At 70.6% G+C, this 17,673-nt stretch carries 8 protein-coding genes and 1 pseudogene; 2 read left to right on the plus strand and 7 right to left on the minus strand.

Features of this window, described 5'->3' with window-relative positions:
• Positions 1-17: 17 nt before the first annotated feature.
• Positions 18-2,843 (minus strand): ATP-binding protein, encoded by a 2,826-nt coding sequence (locus HNR67_RS31640; RefSeq protein ID WP_185005821.1) that lies wholly within the window; start codon positions 2,841-2,843, stop codon positions 18-20.
• 320 nt (positions 2,844-3,163) lie between these two features.
• On the opposite strand from HNR67_RS31640, the gene HNR67_RS31645 reads away from it, so the two are divergent.
• Positions 3,164-4,348 carry a cytochrome P450 gene (locus tag HNR67_RS31645; protein WP_185005822.1) on the plus strand — a complete coding sequence of 395 codons (1,185 nt, stop codon included), beginning with the start codon at positions 3,164-3,166 and terminating at the stop codon, positions 4,346-4,348.
• An 87-nt stretch (positions 4,349-4,435) separates the two neighbouring features.
• Here HNR67_RS31645 and HNR67_RS31650 read toward each other — a convergent pair whose 3' ends face one another.
• The 5 genes and pseudogenes from HNR67_RS31650 to HNR67_RS31670 form a co-directional block, all read right to left on the minus strand.
• Positions 4,436-5,557: a WD40 repeat domain-containing protein gene (locus HNR67_RS31650; protein ID WP_185005823.1), complete on the minus strand. Its 1,122-nt coding sequence runs from the start codon at positions 5,555-5,557 to the stop codon at positions 4,436-4,438.
• 190 nt (positions 5,558-5,747) lie between these two features.
• A pseudogene (locus HNR67_RS31655) lies at positions 5,748-12,845 on the minus strand (type I polyketide synthase); the annotation flags it as partial.
• A 383-nt stretch (positions 12,846-13,228) separates the two neighbouring features.
• Positions 13,229-13,834 carry a hypothetical protein gene (locus HNR67_RS31660; RefSeq protein ID WP_185005825.1) on the minus strand — a complete coding sequence of 202 codons (606 nt, stop codon included), beginning with the start codon at positions 13,832-13,834 and terminating at the stop codon, positions 13,229-13,231.
• 220 nt (positions 13,835-14,054) lie between these two features.
• Positions 14,055-14,828 (minus strand): TIGR03084 family metal-binding protein, encoded by a 774-nt coding sequence (locus HNR67_RS31665; RefSeq protein ID WP_185005826.1) that lies wholly within the window; start codon positions 14,826-14,828, stop codon positions 14,055-14,057.
• Positions 14,829-14,870: 42 nt separating this feature from the next.
• Positions 14,871-15,923, minus strand: a complete 1,053-nt coding sequence (locus HNR67_RS31670) for a hypothetical protein (RefSeq protein ID WP_185005827.1) — start codon at positions 15,921-15,923, stop codon at positions 14,871-14,873.
• On the opposite strand from HNR67_RS31670, the gene HNR67_RS31675 reads away from it, so the two are divergent.
• Positions 15,922-16,515: a Uma2 family endonuclease gene (locus HNR67_RS31675; protein ID WP_221490126.1), complete on the plus strand. Its 594-nt coding sequence runs from the start codon at positions 15,922-15,924 to the stop codon at positions 16,513-16,515. The genes HNR67_RS31670 and HNR67_RS31675 overlap by 2 nt on opposite strands.
• Before the next feature lie 6 nt (positions 16,516-16,521).
• Here HNR67_RS31675 and HNR67_RS31680 read toward each other — a convergent pair whose 3' ends face one another.
• The gene (locus HNR67_RS31680; protein ID WP_185005828.1) at positions 16,522-17,610 is read right to left on the minus strand and encodes a serine hydrolase domain-containing protein; all 1,089 of its coding nucleotides are present in this window, start codon (positions 17,608-17,610) and stop codon (positions 16,522-16,524) included.
• Positions 17,611-17,673: the final 63 nt, after the last annotated feature.

Genomic DNA, 17,673 nt, shown 5'->3' on the forward strand with positions numbered 1-17,673 from the left:
GTCCGATGACGCCGTACTCACTGCCCGCTGCGGGCCAGTGCCGCCGCCAGCTCCGCCCGGCCGCGGACGCCGAGTTTGCGGTACGCGCTGGTCAGGTGCAGTTCGACCGTGCGGACGGTGAGGAACAGGGATTCCGCGATCTCCCGGTTGGTCGCGCCGTTGGCGGCTCTGGCGGCGACGCGGCGTTCGCTGCCGGTGAGGCTGTCGGCCGGGGAGTCGGTGCCGCGGCGCAACCGGCCGCCCGCCTCCAGCAACGCGGCCGAGGACAGGGTGACCTGACGCCGGTGGCGGAGTAGGACCGAGCGATCCAGGGAGCTGCGCAGGCGTTTGCGGGCGGCTTCGGCGTCGCCCGCGCGGAGCAGGGCGCGGCCGAGGAGGTACTCGGCTCGGGCGTGCTCGAACTTGCCGGGTGAGGTGGCCAGGGTGCGGACGGCTTCGGTGAGCAGGCGGATGCCCTGGGGGCCTGGGGTGACGGCGCCCTGGGCGGTGAGGGCCATGCCGAGGGCGCGCGGGGTGCCCCAGCGGCGGCACAGCTCGGCGCCGTGGTTGGCGATGGCGGTGCCTTCTTCGAGGCGGTCCTGGTCGGCGAGGATGAGGGCGGCCTCGTACCACCAGGGGGCCAGCACCGGGTTGTCGATGTTGCCTTCGGCCAGGCTCAGTGCGCACTGCTGGAGGGTTTCCAGGGCGCGGTCGATCTCGCCGAGGGCCTCGTAGGTGCGGGCGCGGGCCATCAGGTAGTAGTGGTACTCCAGGGTGAAGGCGTCGAAGCGGTCGCGGAAGGTCTCGCCGAGGATCTCGTCGGCGCGGTCGGCCTCGCCCAGGTCGGTGAGCACCACCGCGAGGGCGACCTGGGGCATGACCATGGCGCCCGCCCAGTTCTCCTGGACGACCAGGTCGTAGCAGGACTGGGCGTCGGCCAGGGCCTCGACCAGGTCGCCGTTCCAGTGCCGCACGATCGCACGCAGGCTGCTGACCAGGCAGTAGGTCCAGGCGGCCCCGGTGGACTGCATGTGCTCGACCAGCATGTCCAGCGCCTCGGGCATGGCCACGGTGTCATCGGCCAGGTAGAGGGTGTAGATCGAGCCCAGGATGGTCCAGCCACCCACCTCGACCTCGTTTATCTTCAGCGCCCGCCGGGTCTGCTCGGCCAGTTCGGCGGCGGGGCGGGCCTGCAGCATGCCCAGCAGGGCGAGGCCGGCCAGCAGCTGGCGTTCCTCGGCGGTGTCCCCCGGCGGGTTGGCGCGGTGCGCGAAGCGCTCCCCCAGCTCGCCCAGGTTGGTCTTCTCGTCGATGCCGGAGGCCAGCATCGAGGACTCCAGCACCGCGCGCAGGGCCCGGTCGGTGCTGTCGGGTTCGGGGCCGATGGTCTTGGTCAGCGCGTCCAGGGTGGTGCAGGCCAGGGCGAAGGCGCGGATGGAGTTCTGCGCGCGCAGCGAGGTCAGCGTGTACTGGAGCACCAGCGGGACCTGGCGGCGTGGGTCGGCGATCAGTTCGAGGGCGCGTTCCAGGTGGCGCAGCGCGGTGGTGGGTTCGATCATCGCGAGCACCCTGGCGAGCTGGCTGAGCACCGGCACGTCGGCGTCGTCCACGGCGAGCACGCGCTCCAGGTAACTGGCCGCCATCCGTGGTGCGCCGCGGTGTTCGGCGCCGGTGGCGGCCTCGCGCAGCACGTCGGCCATCCACGGTTCGGGGGCGCCGGGCAGCAGCACCAGCAGCACCGCCACCTCCTCGGCGGGCCTGCCTGCGTCGTTGAGCAGGGTGGCGGCGCGTTCGCGGAGCTGGTCGAGTTCGGCCGAAGGGGTGCCGCCGAGCACGGTCTGCCGGATGGTGTCGTGCACGAATTCCGGGCCGGGCCCGAAGTCCTCGGCGGTGACCAGGTCGCGGCGGCGCAGTTCGCTGATGGCCGCGGTGGTGGTGCGGTGGTGCGCCCCGGCGAGTGCGGCGATGAGTTCGAGGGCCTCGCCGGGCAGGATGGCGATGGCCCTGGCCACGGCCAGGAAGTGCTCGGGCAGCCGGTCCAGCACCGAACGGGCGACCACGGCCCGGCCCAGGTCCTCCAGCAGTGCGGGGTCGGTGCGGTCGCCGTCGTGCTCGCCCAGCCTGGTCAGCATCCGGCCGAGCAGCAGCGGGTTGCCGCCGGTGAGCTGGGCGCAGCGGGCGGCGAAGGCCAGTTCCGGTTCGGCGCCGAGCACCTTGGTCAGCAGTTCGGCCACCGGGCGGGCGCTGAGCGCTGGCAGGTTGACCGTGTGGCACAGGGAGAGTTCGGCGATCTCGGCGAAGACCTCGGTGACCGGGGAGTCCTGGTCGGTGCGCTGGGTGAGCAGCAGCAACAGCGGCAGGTCCTCGGCCCGGCGGAGCAGGAAGGCCAGCCAGCGCAGCGAGGGGTCGTCGCACCACTGGAGGTCGTCCACGGCCAGTACCAGCAGGCCGTCGGCGGTGAGTCCGACGGTGAGCCAGTGCAGGCCGTGCAGCACCGAGTAGGCGGTGTTGTGCTGGGTCGGATGCTGTATTTCCGGGTCGACCGCTGGCAGCGCGTGCCGGGCACTGCCGTCCAGCAGCCGCCCGGCCTCGCCCTTCTGGGTCAGGTGCAGCGGCTCGAACAGCGCGCGGACCGCGGCATAGGCCCCGCTGCCCGCGTCCCGGCAGCGCGCGGACAGGGTGCGGGCGGCCAGTGGCCGGATCCGGGTGAGGGCGGCCTGCAGCAGGGTGGTCTTGCCGATGCCCGCCGGACCGCGGAGCAGGACCGCCTGGCCGGTGCCGGCCCGCGCCTTCTCGGCGATCTCGACCAGCAGGTCCAGTTCCCGGTCCCGCCCGACCAGCGCTGTGTCCCTGCCCCCGTTCATGGCGGAATCCTAGCTCCCTGCAACCAAGCCGTCCGTCTCTGTTCCAGTCCGCGAGAGGTCCGATCCAGGTCGGGTTTGGTGGACCTTGGCCGCGATCGCCGGGCCCAGATCGTCCCTGGCCGCCCCGCCGCGCTGGCCACGTACAACACCGGTACGAGGCCACCACGTCGACACGACCAGGAACAATCTGGACTCCGGCGCTCATCGGCCAATACCCACCAAACACGACCTGTCCGAGCTTCTGGGCGTTTTCCTGCCAGGAAGGCCGCAAGGTGGACCCGCGGGGCGTGGGCGTCCCGCCTGGCAGCCAAGGAGGAGCTATGCCGGCAGACGAACCGGCCCGGTGCCCGGTCGTGGACTTCCCCAGACGGGTCCCCGGCGAGTCGTTCCCACCGGCGGACTACGCCCGCTTCCGCGACCTGCCCGGCCTGGCCCGCACCAGCCTGCCGACCGGTCAGGAGGTCTGGCTGGTGACCCGGCACGAGGACGTGCGCGCGGTGCTCACCGACGCCAGGGTCAGCTCGGACCCGACCAAGGAGGGTTTCCCCAGCTTCGGCCGCACCGGCGGGGTGCCGCGTTCCGATGAGGTGCCCGGCTGGTTCGTGGGCTACGACCCGCCCGAGCACAACCGGTTCCGCAAGGCGCTGATGCCGGAGTTCACCGTGCGCCGGATGCGCGAGTGGCGCCCGGCGATCCAGAAGATCGTGGACGAGCGCATCGACGCCATGCTGGCCCGCGGCGACAAGGCCGACCTGGTGGAGGACTTCGCCCTGCCGATCCCCTCCCTGGTCATCTCCGCCCTGCTCGGCGTCCCGTACGCCGACCACGACTTCTTCGAGTCCCGCACCCAGGTCCTGGTCAGCCTGGGCTCCTCACACGAGGAACGGGAGGCCGCCGGCAAGGCGCTGCTGCGTTATGTCACCCGCCTGATCGCGATCAAGCAGAAGTGGCCAGGCGACGACCTGATCAGCCGGATCCTGGCCGCCGGGGTGCTGACCCCGGAGGAACTGCCCGGCACCGGCATGCTGCTGCTCATCGCGGGCCACGAGACCACCGCCAACAACATCGCTCTTGGCGTGCTGACCCTGCTGCAGAACCCGCAGTGGATCGGCGACGACCGGGTGGTGGACGAAACCCTGCGCCTGCACTCGGTGGCGGACCTGGTGGCGCTGCGGGTGGCGGTGGCCGATCTGGAGATCAACGGCCAGCTGGTCCGCGCGGGTGAGGGGATCATGCCGCTGGTGGCCGCGGCCAACCACGACGAGTCGATGTTCGGCTGCCCCAGTCAGTTCGACCCGGAGCGTGGCGCGCGGCAGCACGTGGCCTTCGGGTACGGGGTGCACCAGTGCCTGGGGCAGAACCTGGTGCGGGTGGAGATGGAGATCGCTTACCGGACGTTGTTCGAGCGGATTCCGGGGTTGCGGCTGGCGGTGCCGGTGGAGGAACTGCCGTTCAAGTACGACGGCGTGCTCTTCGGCGTGCACTCGATGCCGGTCACCTGGTAGGTGTCGCGGCGGTCGCGAGGGGTCCGGCGGCGACCGGGGCCCTCGCGATCACCGTGGTCACTGAGTGGTCCGAGCTGCCCTTGTTGCTCAGCCCAGACCGGTCATGTCCCACAAGCGCACGGAGTTGTCCAGCATTCCGGTGGCAAGTGTCTGCCCAACCGGACTGTACGACACGTGAGTGGCAGCAGGGTTGGACCCGATGGGATCACCGCGCGGCTCCCGGCTGGCCACATCCCACAGCTGCACCCCCTGCCCCGCGCTCGCGGTGACCAGACGCTTGCCATCCGAGCTGAACCCGAGGCTTGTGGCGCTGTTGTTGATGGGCTCGCCGAGTCGTTGGCGGCTGGCCACATCCCACAACTGCGTGTTGAGGCCCGAGACCGCGCAGGCCAGGGTCCGTCCATCCGGGCTGAGCGCCAGGCTCTGCACAAAACCGAACGACCCGAGGGGCAGCTGGCCGAGCTGCTGATAGCTGGTGACATCCCACAACCGCACCGTGGCGTTCCCGCCTGAGGTAGCCAGCACACGGCCATCGGCACTGAACGCCATGGCGAACACGCCGGAGGTGTGACCGACGAGCGGCTTGCCCACCCGCCGGTGGCTGGCCACATCCCACAACCGCACCTGACCACTAAGCTCCCCGACGGCCAGCAGACGACTGTCCGGGCTGAACTCCACGGCCATGGCCATGATCGGCATCCCGCGCATGCCTTCGGTCTCGCTGAGCGACTCGCCGAGCTGCTTGCGGCTGGCCACGTCCCACAACTGCACCCCACGGCCTGACGGCGCGACGGCCACGGTGCGCCCGTCCTGGCTCACCGCCACCCCGTTGGGGTTGACGAGGCCGGTGGCGAGTGTGCCCAGCTCTCTGTGGTTCGGTGCGTCCCACAATCGAACGGTCTTGTCCATACTCGCCGTGGCGAGGACCTGGCCGTTCCCGCTGAACTTCATTCCCGTGATCATCCCGGTGTGGCCCGACAGGATGCCGGTCTCGCGTGCCGTGGCCGGCGGTGCCAGCGGGTTGCCGGTCGCGGGCAGCGCGCCACTGTCGGTCAGCCAGCGCACCAGGACCAGCGCGACGACTAGCAGCATTGCGCCGGCGGCGGCACCGATCAGCAGCACGCGCGGACTGCGCCACCCGTGGTGATGGACGCCGCCGGAAATGGTTTTCGCCAGCACCACCATGTCGGTCTTCGCCGACACCGTCACCGTGTTTTTCACCTGTGGGCCAGCGGGAACAGGCGGATCATCTGCCTCGCCGGCTCCTGCTGGGACTTCGGCCACCCGCATTGCCCCCTGTCCGTGACAGCAGGGACACGGCAGCGACACCGCGTCCCTGCTACCACGTTCCCAGGACAGACCAATCCGGTCCACCCGGAAGAAGTAATGCAGCCGTGTCTCAGGCCTTGACCAGCGAGCCCACCCACTGCTCGACCGTCTCCGCGGTCCGCCCCGAGTCCTCCTTGGCCAGCGAGAAGTGGTCCGCGTCAATGGTGCGGACCTCGCCCGCTGGCACCGCCGACTCCGGCAGCTCGCCGACGGTGTTCCCGTCCAGATCCCGCCCACACCGCACCAGCAGGCGCGGCACGGTCGACTCCAGGACGTCGATGGTGGCCAGCTTGCTGAACCAGTGGGCCATCGCGGACAACCGGGCGGTGGACAAAGTGATCGGCGAGGAGCCGATCTTGTCAAGGTAGTAGTTGGTCATCTGGCCGAAGTCGCTGCCTTCGCCGTCGTGGCGGACGCTGAGGGTGTCCAGCATGACCACGCCTTCGGGGCGGATGCCCCAGACCTGTTCCAGCACCCCGGCCGCGGCCAGGGCGATGGAGCCGCCGGAGGAGTGGCCGAGCAGGACGAAAGGCTGGCCCTCGCTGGCTTCCAGGGCGCTCTCGACTACTGCTCTTACTGCGGCGTCGCCGGTGGCGGGGAGGTGTTCCTCGTCGGCGAAGCCCATCAGGGGGAGGGCGCTTACTCGCCTGCGGCCGCGGAAGTGGGCGGCGATGCGGGCGTACTGGTGCACGCCGCCGGTGATCACTGGGGAGCTGACGCAGATGATGGTGGGGGCGGTGGGGCCGTCGGCGAGGATGGTGGCCTTGGAGAGGGCGACCAGGTCGGCTGGGCTGTCGAAGGTGGGGCGGAGGTTGGCTACCGCCTTGAGCATGGCCAGGCCCTGGCGGACCTTGCCGGTGTGGACTGCATCGGCGAAGAGTTGGTCGAGGGTGTCGGCCGCGCCGCCGCCGTTGGCGTTGTTGTTGCTGGAGCCGCTGGTGGAGCTGACTGATTCGGCGAGTTCGGTGCGGAGGCGTTGGGCCAGGGCGACCGGGGTTTTGGTGTCGAAGACGACGGTGGAGGGCAAGCGGAGGCCTGTTACGTCGGCGAGTTTGTTGCGGAGTTCGACCGCGATGAGGGAGTCGAAGCCGGATTCCAGGAAGCCGCGTTCGGGGTCTAGGCCTGCGCGGTCGTGGTGGCCGAGCAGGGCTGCGGCGTGGGTGATCACCAGGTCGCGCAACAGTTCTTCCTGGCCGGTGGCGCCCAGGGCACGGAGGCGGTCGCGGAGGCCGGAGGGGGCTGGGGTGCCCGCGGCGGCGGAGCGGCGGCCGCCTTGGATGATGCCGCGCAGCAGGGCTGGGACTGCGGTGGACTGGCCTGCGGCTCGTTTGCCGACCTTGATCGGGATGATCAGGGGTTCGTCGGATTCGGTTGCCGAGTCGAACATGCGCATGCCCTGCTCGGTGGAGATCTCGGGCAGGCCGGAGGAGTCGATCCGCCGTACCTGGCCCTCGTCCAGGCCGCTGGTCAGCTCGCTGCGTTCGGCCCACAGGCCCCAGGCCAGTGAGGTGGCCGGCAGGCCCTGGTCGCGGCGGTGCGCGGCCAGGGTGTCCAGGAAGACGTTCGCGGCGGCGTAGTTGGCTTGGCCGGGGCTGCCGGTGACGCCCGCGACCGAGGAGAAGAGGACGAAGGCGCTCAGCTCGTGGTCGCGGGTGAGTTCGTGCAGGTGCCAGGCGGCGTCGACCTTGGGGCGCAACACCTTGCGCAGGCGCTCGGGGTCGAGTTTGGTGACCACGCCGTCGTCGAGCACGCCCGCGGTGTGCACCACGGCGGAGAGTGGGTGTTCGGCCGGGATGCCGTTCAGGACCGTGGCCAGGGCGTCCCGGTCGGTGATGTCGGCGGCCACGATGTCGACGTCGGCGCCTGCCTCGATGAGGTCCTGGCGGAGGGTGTCGGCGCCAGGAGCGTCCGGGCCGCGGCGGCTGACCAGGAGCAGGCGGCGGACGCCGTGTTCGGTGACCAGGTGTTTGGCCAGGGCGCCGCCCAGGGTGCCGGTGCCGCCGGTGAGCAGGGTGGTGCCGGTGGGGGCGAGGCCGCCGCGGATGGTGAGTACGACCTTGCCGATGTGCCGGGCCAGGCTCAGGTGCCGGAAGGCTTCCTTGGCGCGGCGCACGTTCCAGCGGGTGATCGGCAGCGGCCGCAGCTCGCCCTGCTCGAACAGCTCGATCAGGCTGCGCAGCAGGCGCTGGATCTCCTCGGGGTGCACGGTGCCCAGGTCCATCGCCCGGTACCAGACGCCGTCGAGGTCCTCGGTGCTGCGGATGTCGGTCTTGCCCATCTCCACGAACCGGCCGCCCTCGGCGAGCACCCGCAGCGAGGCGTCCACGAACTCGCCGGAGAGCGCGTTGAGCACCACGTCCACGCCACGCCCGCCGGTGACCGCGCCGAAGCGGGCGGCGAAGTCGGTGTCCCTGGAGTTGGCGATGTGGTCCTCGGCCACGCCCAGTTCGCGCAGGGTGTCCTGCTTGCCCGCGCTGGCGGTGGCGAAGACCTCCGCGCCCAGGTGCTTGGCCAGCTGGATGGCGGCCATGCCCACGCCACCGGCGCCGGCGTGCACCAGGATCGACTGACCCGCGCGCAGTTCGGCCAGGTCGACCAGGCAGTGGTAGGCGGTGAGGAAGGCGATCGGGATGGAGGCGGCGGTTTCCTCGGTCCAGCCGGACGGGATGGCGGTCAGGAAGCGTTCGTCGGCGGCGACCGCGTGGGTGCCGAAGCCGCCGGTGATCATGCCGAAGACCCGGTCGCCGACGCGGAGTTCGGTCGCGTCGGGGCCGATTTCGACGACCTCGCCCGCGGCCTCGGCGCCGAAGGCTCCGGCCTGGCCGGGGTACATGCCGAGGGCGTTGAGGACGTCGCGGAAGTTGACGCCCGCGGCGGTGATCTTGAGGCGGACCTCGCGGCCGGTGAGCGCGCGAACGGCGTCCGGGTTGGGGGCGAGGACCAGGGCGTCGAGGCTGCCGTGGCCGGTGGTGTCCAGGCGCCACGGGCCCTCGGCCGGTGGGACCAGGCCGGAGCCGGAGGCCAGGGTGGCCAGGCGGCCGACCCGGATGGCGCCGTCGCGGACCAGGGCCTGGGTCTCGCCGTCTTCCAGGAGGCTGGGCAGGCCGGGCAGGACGGCGGCCGAGCTGTCCTCGGTGTCCAGGTCGATGAGCAGGAACTTGCCGGGGTGTTCGGACTGGGTGGAGCGGACCAGGCCGTGGATCGGGGCGGCGGCCAGGTCGCGGACCGGGTCGTCGGCGCCGCCGGAGACGGCGTTGCAGGTCACGAACAGCACCCGGGTGCGGGCCAGCGCGGCGTCGGCGATGAGGTGCTGGATGATCTCCAGGGCCTGCGCGGTGAGCTGGTGCGCGGTGCTGACGACCTCGGCGCCGGGGTTGCTTTGCAGTGGCACGACCAGGATTTCCGGGACGCTGCCCGCGAGGTCGGCCAGGGTGTCCACGTAGGTGGTGGCCCGGCCGCCGATGAGTTCGATGGCCGAGGCCAGGCCGAAGATGTCGCCGCCGAGGATGGCCCAGCTCGCCTCGGTCGCCCGCAGGTCGCTGGTCAGCGGGGTCCAGTCCAGGCGGAACAGGGATTCCTGCTCGTCGCGGGCGGCCGGGGCGGCGGTGCTGACGGCCGCGGCCGAGCGCAGTACCAGCGAGGCCGCGGAGAACACGGGTGCGCCGGTGGTGTCGGTGGCGGTCAGCGAGACGGTGTCCGGACCGGCCTCGGTGAGCCGCACCCGCAGCCGGGCCGCACCGGCGGCGTGCAGGCTGACCTGGTTCCAGGTGAAGGGAAGCAGGCGGCTGCCCGGGTCGGGGTTGGTGGCGAAGGGGACGGCGTGCAGGGCGGCGTCCAGCAGCGCGGGGTGCAGGCCGAAGCCGCCGCTGTCCTCCTCCGCGCCGGGCAGTTCGACCTCGGCGTAGACCGCGTCCTTGCCCAGCCACACCGACTGCAGGCCGCGGAACTTGGGGCCGAACTCCAGGGTGTCGTAGAAGCCTTCCAGCGCAACGGGTTCCGCACCGGCGGGCGGCCACTCGGCGAGCCGCTCGGGCTCGGCGACCGGTTCGGGGCTGAGGATGGCCGAGGCGTGCCGGGTCCACGGGGTGTCGGCGTCGCCCGCCGGTCGGGCGTAGATGCCGAGTTCGCGGCGGCCGTCGACGTCGGGGGCGGCGATGGTGAGCTGGATGGTCAGGGTGTCGGTGGCGCGCAACAACAACGGCACGGCGAGGGTGAGTTCCTCCACCGTCGGGCAGTCGACCAGGTCACCGGCGCGCACGGCGAGTTCGAGGAAACCGGTGCCGGGCAACAGGATCAGCCCGCCGACCACGTGGTCGGCCAGCCAGGGGTGCCCGGCCAGGGAGAGTCGGCCGACACAGACGACCTGTTCGCCACCGGCGGGTTCGACCACGGCGTCCAGCCAGGGGTGGTCGGCGCGGCCGAGTCCGGCGGCGGTGACGTCCACCGCGCTGTTGGCGGCGGCGCGTGGCCAGTGGCGGTTGCGCTGGAACGGGTAGGTGGGCAGGGAAACCTTGCGGGGCTGGGCGGCGGTGAACGCGGGGGTCCAGTCGATCTGGACGCCGCGCACGTGCGCCTCGGCCAGGGAGGTGAGCACCCGGCGGGTGCCGCCGTCCTCGCGGCGCAGGGTGCCGACGCCGAGCAGGGTCTCGCCGGTGTCCTCGCCGATCTCGGTGATCGCCGGGGTGAGCACCGGGTGCGCGCTGATCTCGATGAAGGTGCGGAAACCCTCGCCGATGAGCTGGCGCACGGCCGGGTCGAAGCGGACCTCGCCGCGCAGGTTGTGGAACCAGTGCTCGGCGGTGAAGTCGGGTCCGGTGACCCAGGCGCCGGTGGCCGGGGAGAACAGCGGGATCGTCGGCGTGCTCGGCTGGAGGTCGCCGAGCTGGGCCAGCAGTTCCTCGCGGATGGTTTCCACCTGCGGGGAGTGCGAGGCGTAGTCCACGCTGATCAGCTTGGCCTTGACGCCGTCCGCGATCAGCGATTCCACCAGTGATTCCACGCCGGCGACCGCGCCGGAGATGATCACCGAGCGGGGGCCGTTGACCGCGGCCACCGCGACCCCGTCGAGTGCGGCCACGCGTTCGCGAACCTCGTTGGCTGGCAACGGGATCGCGGCCATCGCGCCGAGTCCGGACAGGCGCCGGGCGATGGCGGCGCTGCGCAGCGCGACCACGCGGGCGGCTGCGGGCAGGTCGAGCGCGCCCGCGATGACCGCGGCGGCGAGTTCGCCCTGGGAGTGCCCGAGCACCGCGTCCGGCTGCACGCCGTGCTGCTGCCAGATCGCGGCGAGGGCGACCATGATGGCGAAGGAGGCGGGCTGGACCACGTCAACGCGCTCAAGCGTGGCGGTGTCCACGTTGCCGCGCAAGACATCCGTGAGCGACCAGTCGGTGTGCGGGGCGAGTGCGGCCGCGCATTCCTCGATCTTGGCGGCGAACACCGGCGACTCGTCCAGCAGTGCCTTGCCCATGCCGACCCACTGCGCGCCCTGGCCGGGGAAGACGAAGGCGATCCTGCCGGTCTTGCCGGTGGATCCGTTGACCAGCGCGGGATTCGGCAGTTCCTCGAGCAGGGCGCGCAGTCCGGCGGTCAGCTCCTCGCCGTCGCCGATGACCACGGCGCGGTGCTCGAAGCGGCTGCGGGTGGCGGCCAGGGAGTAGCCGAGGTCGACCGGGTCGCCGGGGTGGTCGAGGAGGCGTTCGGCCTGGGCGCGCAGGGCTTGCGGGGTGCGGCCGGAGAGCAGCCAGGGCAGGGCGACGGGCTTGACCGGGGCTTGGTCGGTTTCGGCGGGCTCTTCGGCGGGGCCTTGTTCGAGCACGATGTGCGCGTTGGTGCCGCTGATGCCGAAGGAGGAGATGCCGGAGCGGCGCGGCCGTCCGGTGTCCGGCCAGTCGGTTTTCTCGGTGAGCAGGCGGACCTCGCCCGCGGTCCAGTCGATGTGGCTGGAGGGGGTGTCCACGTGCAGGGTCTGCGGCAGCACACCGTGCCGCATGGCCATCACCATCTTGATCACACCGGCCACGCCCGCGGCGGCCTGGGTGTGGCCGAGGTTGGACTTGACCGAGCCCAGCCAGAGCGGGATCTCCCGCTCCTGCCCGTAGGCGGCGAGCAGGGCCTCGGCCTCGATCGGGTCGCCGAGCCGGGTGCCGGTGCCGTGCGCCTCGACCGCGTCCACATCGGACGGAGTGAGTCCGGCGGCGGCGAGTGCGGCCCGGATGACGCGTTGCTGGGACGGGCCGTTCGGGGCGGTCAGCCCGTTGGAGGCGCCGTCGGAGTTCACCGCGGACCCGCGCAGCAGCGCGAGGACCTGGTGCCCGTTGCGGCGCGCGTCGGCCAGGGTCTCCACCAGCAGCAGGCCGACGCCCTCGGACCAGCCGGTGCCGTCGGCGCCCTCGGCGAATGCCTTGCACAGCCCGTCCGGCGCGAGCCCGCCCTGCCGGGTGAACCCGGCGAAGCCCATCGCGGTGGACATCACGGTCACACCACCGGCCAGCGCGAGCGAGCACTCCCCCGACCGCACGGCCTGGGCCGCGGAGTGCAGGGCGACCAGGGAGGAGGAGCAGGCGGTGTCGATGGTGACCGCCGGACCCTCCAGGCCCAGTACGTAGGCGATCCGGCCGGAAACCACGCTCGCGGCCAGCCCGGTGCCGGCGTGCCCGGCGACGTCCTCGCCCGCCCGCAGCACGAGTTCGGAGTAGTCCTGCCCGTTGGTGCCCACGAACACGCCGGTCTTGCTGCCGCGCACCGCGTGCGGGTCGATACCGGCCCGTTCGAAGGTCTCCCAGGCGGTCTCCAGCAGCAGGCGTTGCTGCGGGTCCATCGCGAGGGCCTCGCGGGGTGAGATCCCGAAGAACCCGGCGTCGAAGTCGGCCACCCCGGTGAGGAACCCACCACGGTCGGTGGCGCTGTGCCCCTCGCCGTCACCGCTGAGGATGCGCAGGTCCCAGCCCCGGTCGGTGGGGAACGGGGCCATCACGTCCGCCCCGTCGGCCAGCACCCGCCACAGGTCCTCGGGCGAGGTGACCCCGCCGGGGAACCGGCAGGCCATGCCGACGATGGCGACGGGTTCCTGCCTGCCGCTCTCCAGCTCCTCGAGTCGCCGCCGGGTGTCGTGCAGGTCGGCGGTTACCCACTTGAGGTAGTCGACGAGTTTGCTGTCTTCCGGCATATGGTTTCGACCCTTCCCGTGGGACCTGCGTGGCAAGTCTTGGGGGGACGGGGCAGGGAAATCCCTAGGGTGTGGCCGCATACGAGCGCGCCAGCCCGTGGCTGGGCTGCGGGCTCACGCCCCCGGACCGGGCAGGGCGGGCACCTGGATCAGGGATGCCCGCCCTGGGCAGCGCGCCGGTCAACCCGCAGGGCATACCACACTGTCGCGCCCAACGCAACCACGGTTATTGCGACCAGCTCCACAGTACCAATGTTGCCGAATGCCGAGAGAACCATCGCGATAATGATAACCGTCACCGCGAAAACGCCAACTATGCGCAGCACACGCCTCAAGAGGGACACGGGCACTCCTTACCGAAAGGCCCAGCCTCAGCGTACCGGCTAGTTGATACCACCAGACGACTCGACCCGAGAACCATTGCCACCTCTGAAGGTCAGCTTCACCCAGGGATATTCCATTTTCAAGCACCCGTACTTAAGGACGCAATTCTCGATTTTACCTTGCATGAAGGATTCAACATAGGCCGACGGAGTGCCCCCAACCGAGTTGGCGGAGTCTCCTCGATCGTACGCAAGGCCGTCCACTTCGCTCAGGTAACGGTATCGGTTGTGCACCGAGGTGACGTTCGATCCGTCCTCGCAGTGATCAGCCCTTTGGTGAAACTTGTAAAAAACATTTCCCAGCAACGTGTAGCTGGTAACCCAGTGGTCATTGATCCAGCAGTTGACGCCAGCAGCGCGAGCCACATACCCCTGAGCCGCCAGAGGATCAGCGTCGGTGGCTCGCCTTGTTTTCGTCTCGACCGTGACCTTTCTGTCAGGGTCAGCGACCTGTGCGGCGATCGCAGGATATTTCAGCAACACCCGACGATCCTTGACCGACAAGTCACCCGTGTTCTTCAGTCTTGCCAAGGCCGCAGCCGCGTCTGCGGGGATGCCGTCAGCCGAACCGGCGGATGCGACCCCATTAACTCCAGTCAGCGCCAAGATCCCACACAATAACCCGACACTTGTTCGCCACAATCTGACCCTCATGTGTTTCAAACCCCCGACGCTAATAGCGCCCATCACATAATCGCCAACCCTGAATCACGCTCAAGCATGACGGGTAAACCTTAATCGCCAAGACTCAAGCATGAACAGTGGAAACCCTCACGTGAAGATCGTGAATTTCTCACTCCCCGCTCGAGAACAAGGCGCGACTCCCTCACAGGAACACGCGTGCGATCTCCAGCCACTTCCGCGCGTCCGGACCGACCGCGGTGAGTCTGGTCTGGTCCAGTGACCTGCGGTGGGTGACCCGCAGGCAGAAGTCCAGCGCACTGCCCCCGACCACCTGGTCGGCGTCGGCGGGGCCCCAGGTCCAGGTTTCGCCATCGGGACCGGTCAGTTCGACGCGGAACGGCGCAGGTGGGGTGGGTAGCTGGGCGGCGTAGAACGACAGTTCTCGGCCGACTACACCCAGCGCGGCGATGTGCCGCAACCGACCGGTCGGTAGGCGGGTGACACCCAGCGTGTCCAAGATGTCCTGGCCGTGCGCCCAGGTCTCCATCAGGCGGAGCGGGACCATGAGGGTGGCGGTGAGCTGCGAGCCGAACCAGGGGAACGCGTGGTCCAGGGGGAGGTCGCGGAGGGCGGTGGCCAGCTCGGTTCGGCCGGTGCGCCAGCGTTCCAGCAGTTCTGCTCGCGGGGTGGCGGCGCCCGCGGCGGCGTCGAGGTCGGCGTGGTCACTGCCCGCGGCTTCGGCCTGCTTGAGGACGAGGTCGAAGGCCTCCGGGGTGCGGATGGCGGTGAGCACGTTCTCGTCGGCGATGGCCAGGTGCGCGATCTGGTGGGCGATGGTCCAGCCCGCGGCCGGGGTGGGCTGGGACCAGTCGGGGGTCGCGGAGATCAGGGCGTCCAGGTCGTCGCCTTCGGCCACCAGGTCGGGCAGCGCGATGGCGCGGTCCACAGTGGACAGGTCCAGGCCGTAGTCCAGCATCCGGTATCAACTTTCACCTGCGGCGACGGGATTGCGGCCAGGCTAGAACGGAAGTGAGTACGGCTGCTCCCGCATCGGCTCGTAGATCCGGCGCAGCCACGGCTCGCGGACGGCGGGCAGTCGGGCCAGGGTGTGCCGGAATACGTCCAGGTCAGGGTGGGTCGGACCGGATGGGTGCGGCGGCAGCGGGTCGTCCCGCAGGACGCCGTCGGGCAGGCCGCCGCTGACCGGTATCGGCCGCCGTTCGGGGTGGAAGGCGATGTGCAGCCACACCTCGATTGCCAGCGGCACGGGGATCGCGGTGTTCTGCGGCTGCCATGGCTCGCCGGTCTGGGGGTGGCGTGGCACCAGGGCGATGTCCGCGTTGGAGGTGGGCAGGCCGGGGCCGGCGAGGGTTGCCCGCTTGGCCGGTGGGCCTGGTGGGAGCAGGGCGTCGAGCGGGCGGCGGAAGAGATCGGCGAGCAGGCCGTCGGGGACGGTGACGGGTGCGCCGCCTGATGCGGCCAGGAGCAAGGCCAGCGTCATCCCGGTCGCCGCCTCCCAGCGCAGGTCGCACTGGCCGGAGAGATCGATTGGCGGGAAGGGCTCACTCGCCGCCACCAGTTCCGTCCAACCGGTCGGTCGGTCCGCGGGCCCGGCGATGGGCAGTTGACGCACCGCGCTCGGGGTGAGCCGGGCCTCCTGCCAGTACTCGCAGTCGTCGATGCGGGTGGCCACCGGTTGTCCGCAGCGCTCGCAGGCCAGGTTGGGGCCGTCGTTCCCGGCCAGCCCCATGCAGTCGCCGCCCAGCCGGTCGGGGATCAGGACCATGCCGCGGGTGTCACCCGGCGCGAGGATGATCGCGCCCGGTTCGCCGCAGGAGAGGGCGTGGGTCGGGGCGAACACGCCGCGTGCTGCCGCCGCGTCGTCCCCGATCTCGTGCCAGCGCCGCCAGGGTGGGCCGGAGGGTTCTGGGTCGACGGCGTAGGTGCCCGGGTCCATGAGTGGGGGCAGCAGGGTGTGTTGGTAGCGGAGTTGGGTGTGCACCGGGAGCGCGATGCGCGATACCGGGTTGGTCAGTACGGCGTCGCATAACGCGCACGCGAACACAGCCATGCGTCCTCCCCCCTGGACCGGCCAAGGATTCCAGCTCTGGGATGGACGGCCAACTGATTTGGGCGTGCCCGGCGCGCCCAGGCGGCGGAGACGGCGACCGCTAGATTCGGCCCGTGACCGCACTGCCGGACTGGATGCGCCCTCCGCGTGCCGAGGGCTGGTTCGCGGACGACCTCGATCAGTTGCCGGAAGCGCCGAGGCACACCGAGCTGCTCGATGGGGCGCTTGTCTTCCGGCTCTCGCCGCAGCAACGCTGGCATTCGCGCACGGTCTCGGCGCTCGCGAACACACTCGCCGCGCCGAGCGGAACGTCACCTGGTTCGCGCCTGAGGACGTGCTGCTCGTGGTGGAGGTCGTGTCGCCGGAATCCGCGCACCGGGACAACACGGTGAAACCCGGCAAGTACGCCGCGGCGGGCATCCCGCACTACTGGCTCATCGAGGAGCACGAACTCAAGCCGGTCGTGCACGTCTACGAGCTGGACAAGGTGACCAGCAGCTATCTGCCGGTCGGCATCTTCCGGGACCAGCTCAGCCGCCCGGTGCCGTTCCCGATCACCCTGGACCTGACCAACCTGGTCCGCATGCGCTGACCGGCCTCAGCCGCACATCGCGGTCAGCACCACCTTGAGATACGCCTCCCCGTCAGCCTCCGTATCCACCGTGGTGACTGACCCGATCACCCGCCTGCTCCCGTCAGCCGTGCTGAAGGCGAGGCTCAGATACCCGAACAGCCCACCGGTGTGCCCCCAGACCTTGATGCCGCAGGGGAAGTCCAGGCTGCGCAGCCCCAGGCCCCAGCCTTCGCTGACCGGGGTGGTGCGGGTCAGTTCGGTTTGTTGGGCGGGGGCCAGCAGGCGGCCGCCGAGCAGGGCGGTGAAGAAGCGGTCCAGGTCGGCGGTGGTGGAGGTCATGCCGCCGCCGGCGCCCCAGACGGTGGGGTTGTGTGTGGTGACGTCGTGGATCCGGCCGTCGACCCTGAGGTAGCCGTGGGCGTGGGGGCCGTCCAGGAACGGGTGGTCGCTGGGCATGCGGGTGTTGGACAGGCGCAGGGGTTGCAGGATTCGGCGGCGGATCTCCTCGGTCCAGGGGCGGCCGGTGGTCTTTTCGATGAGCAGGGCCAGGACCTCGTAGCCGGTGTTGCTGTAGGCGAATTTGGCGCCTGGTGGGTGTTCCAGTGGGCGTTGGGTGGCCGCCCGCACGGCGTCCAGGGGTGCGCGGTGGTCGAAGCGGCGGTCCATGAAGAGCTGGGGGGACTCGCCGATCAGGGTGATGTGGTCCCAGAGGCCGCTGGTGTGCTGCAACAGGTTCCGGACCGTGATGACCTCGGGATAGGGCAGCAGGCCGGGCAGGTGGCGGGACACCGGGTCGTCCAGGTCCAGGCGGCCCTCGCCGGCCAGTTGCAGGGTGGTGGTGGCGACGAAGGTCTTGGTGATGCTGCCGATGCGGAATCGGCCGTCCAGTGGGACCGGCTGGTTGCCGCCGCGCCGGGTGGTGCCCGCGCCGACCGGGAAGGACTCGCCGCCGCGGGTGACGCGGTACTGGGCGCCGATGACGCCGGTGGCGACCAGGGCGGTGGTGTCGCGCTGAACCGCCTCCCGCAGTGGATCGGGGGCCGCGGCGGCCTGGCTCGGCGTGATCAGGAGCAGCAGGGCGCACACGGCCGCAACCACACGAACAAACATCATCGGACTCCCCCACCGGTGTCGTGTTCCCGACCCATGCTGCCCGAAACCGGGGCGGATAGCTCG

Origin of the sequence: Crossiella cryophila, assembly GCF_014204915.1 — a bacterium.
Lineage (GTDB): Bacteria > Actinomycetota > Actinomycetes > Mycobacteriales > Pseudonocardiaceae > Crossiella > Crossiella cryophila.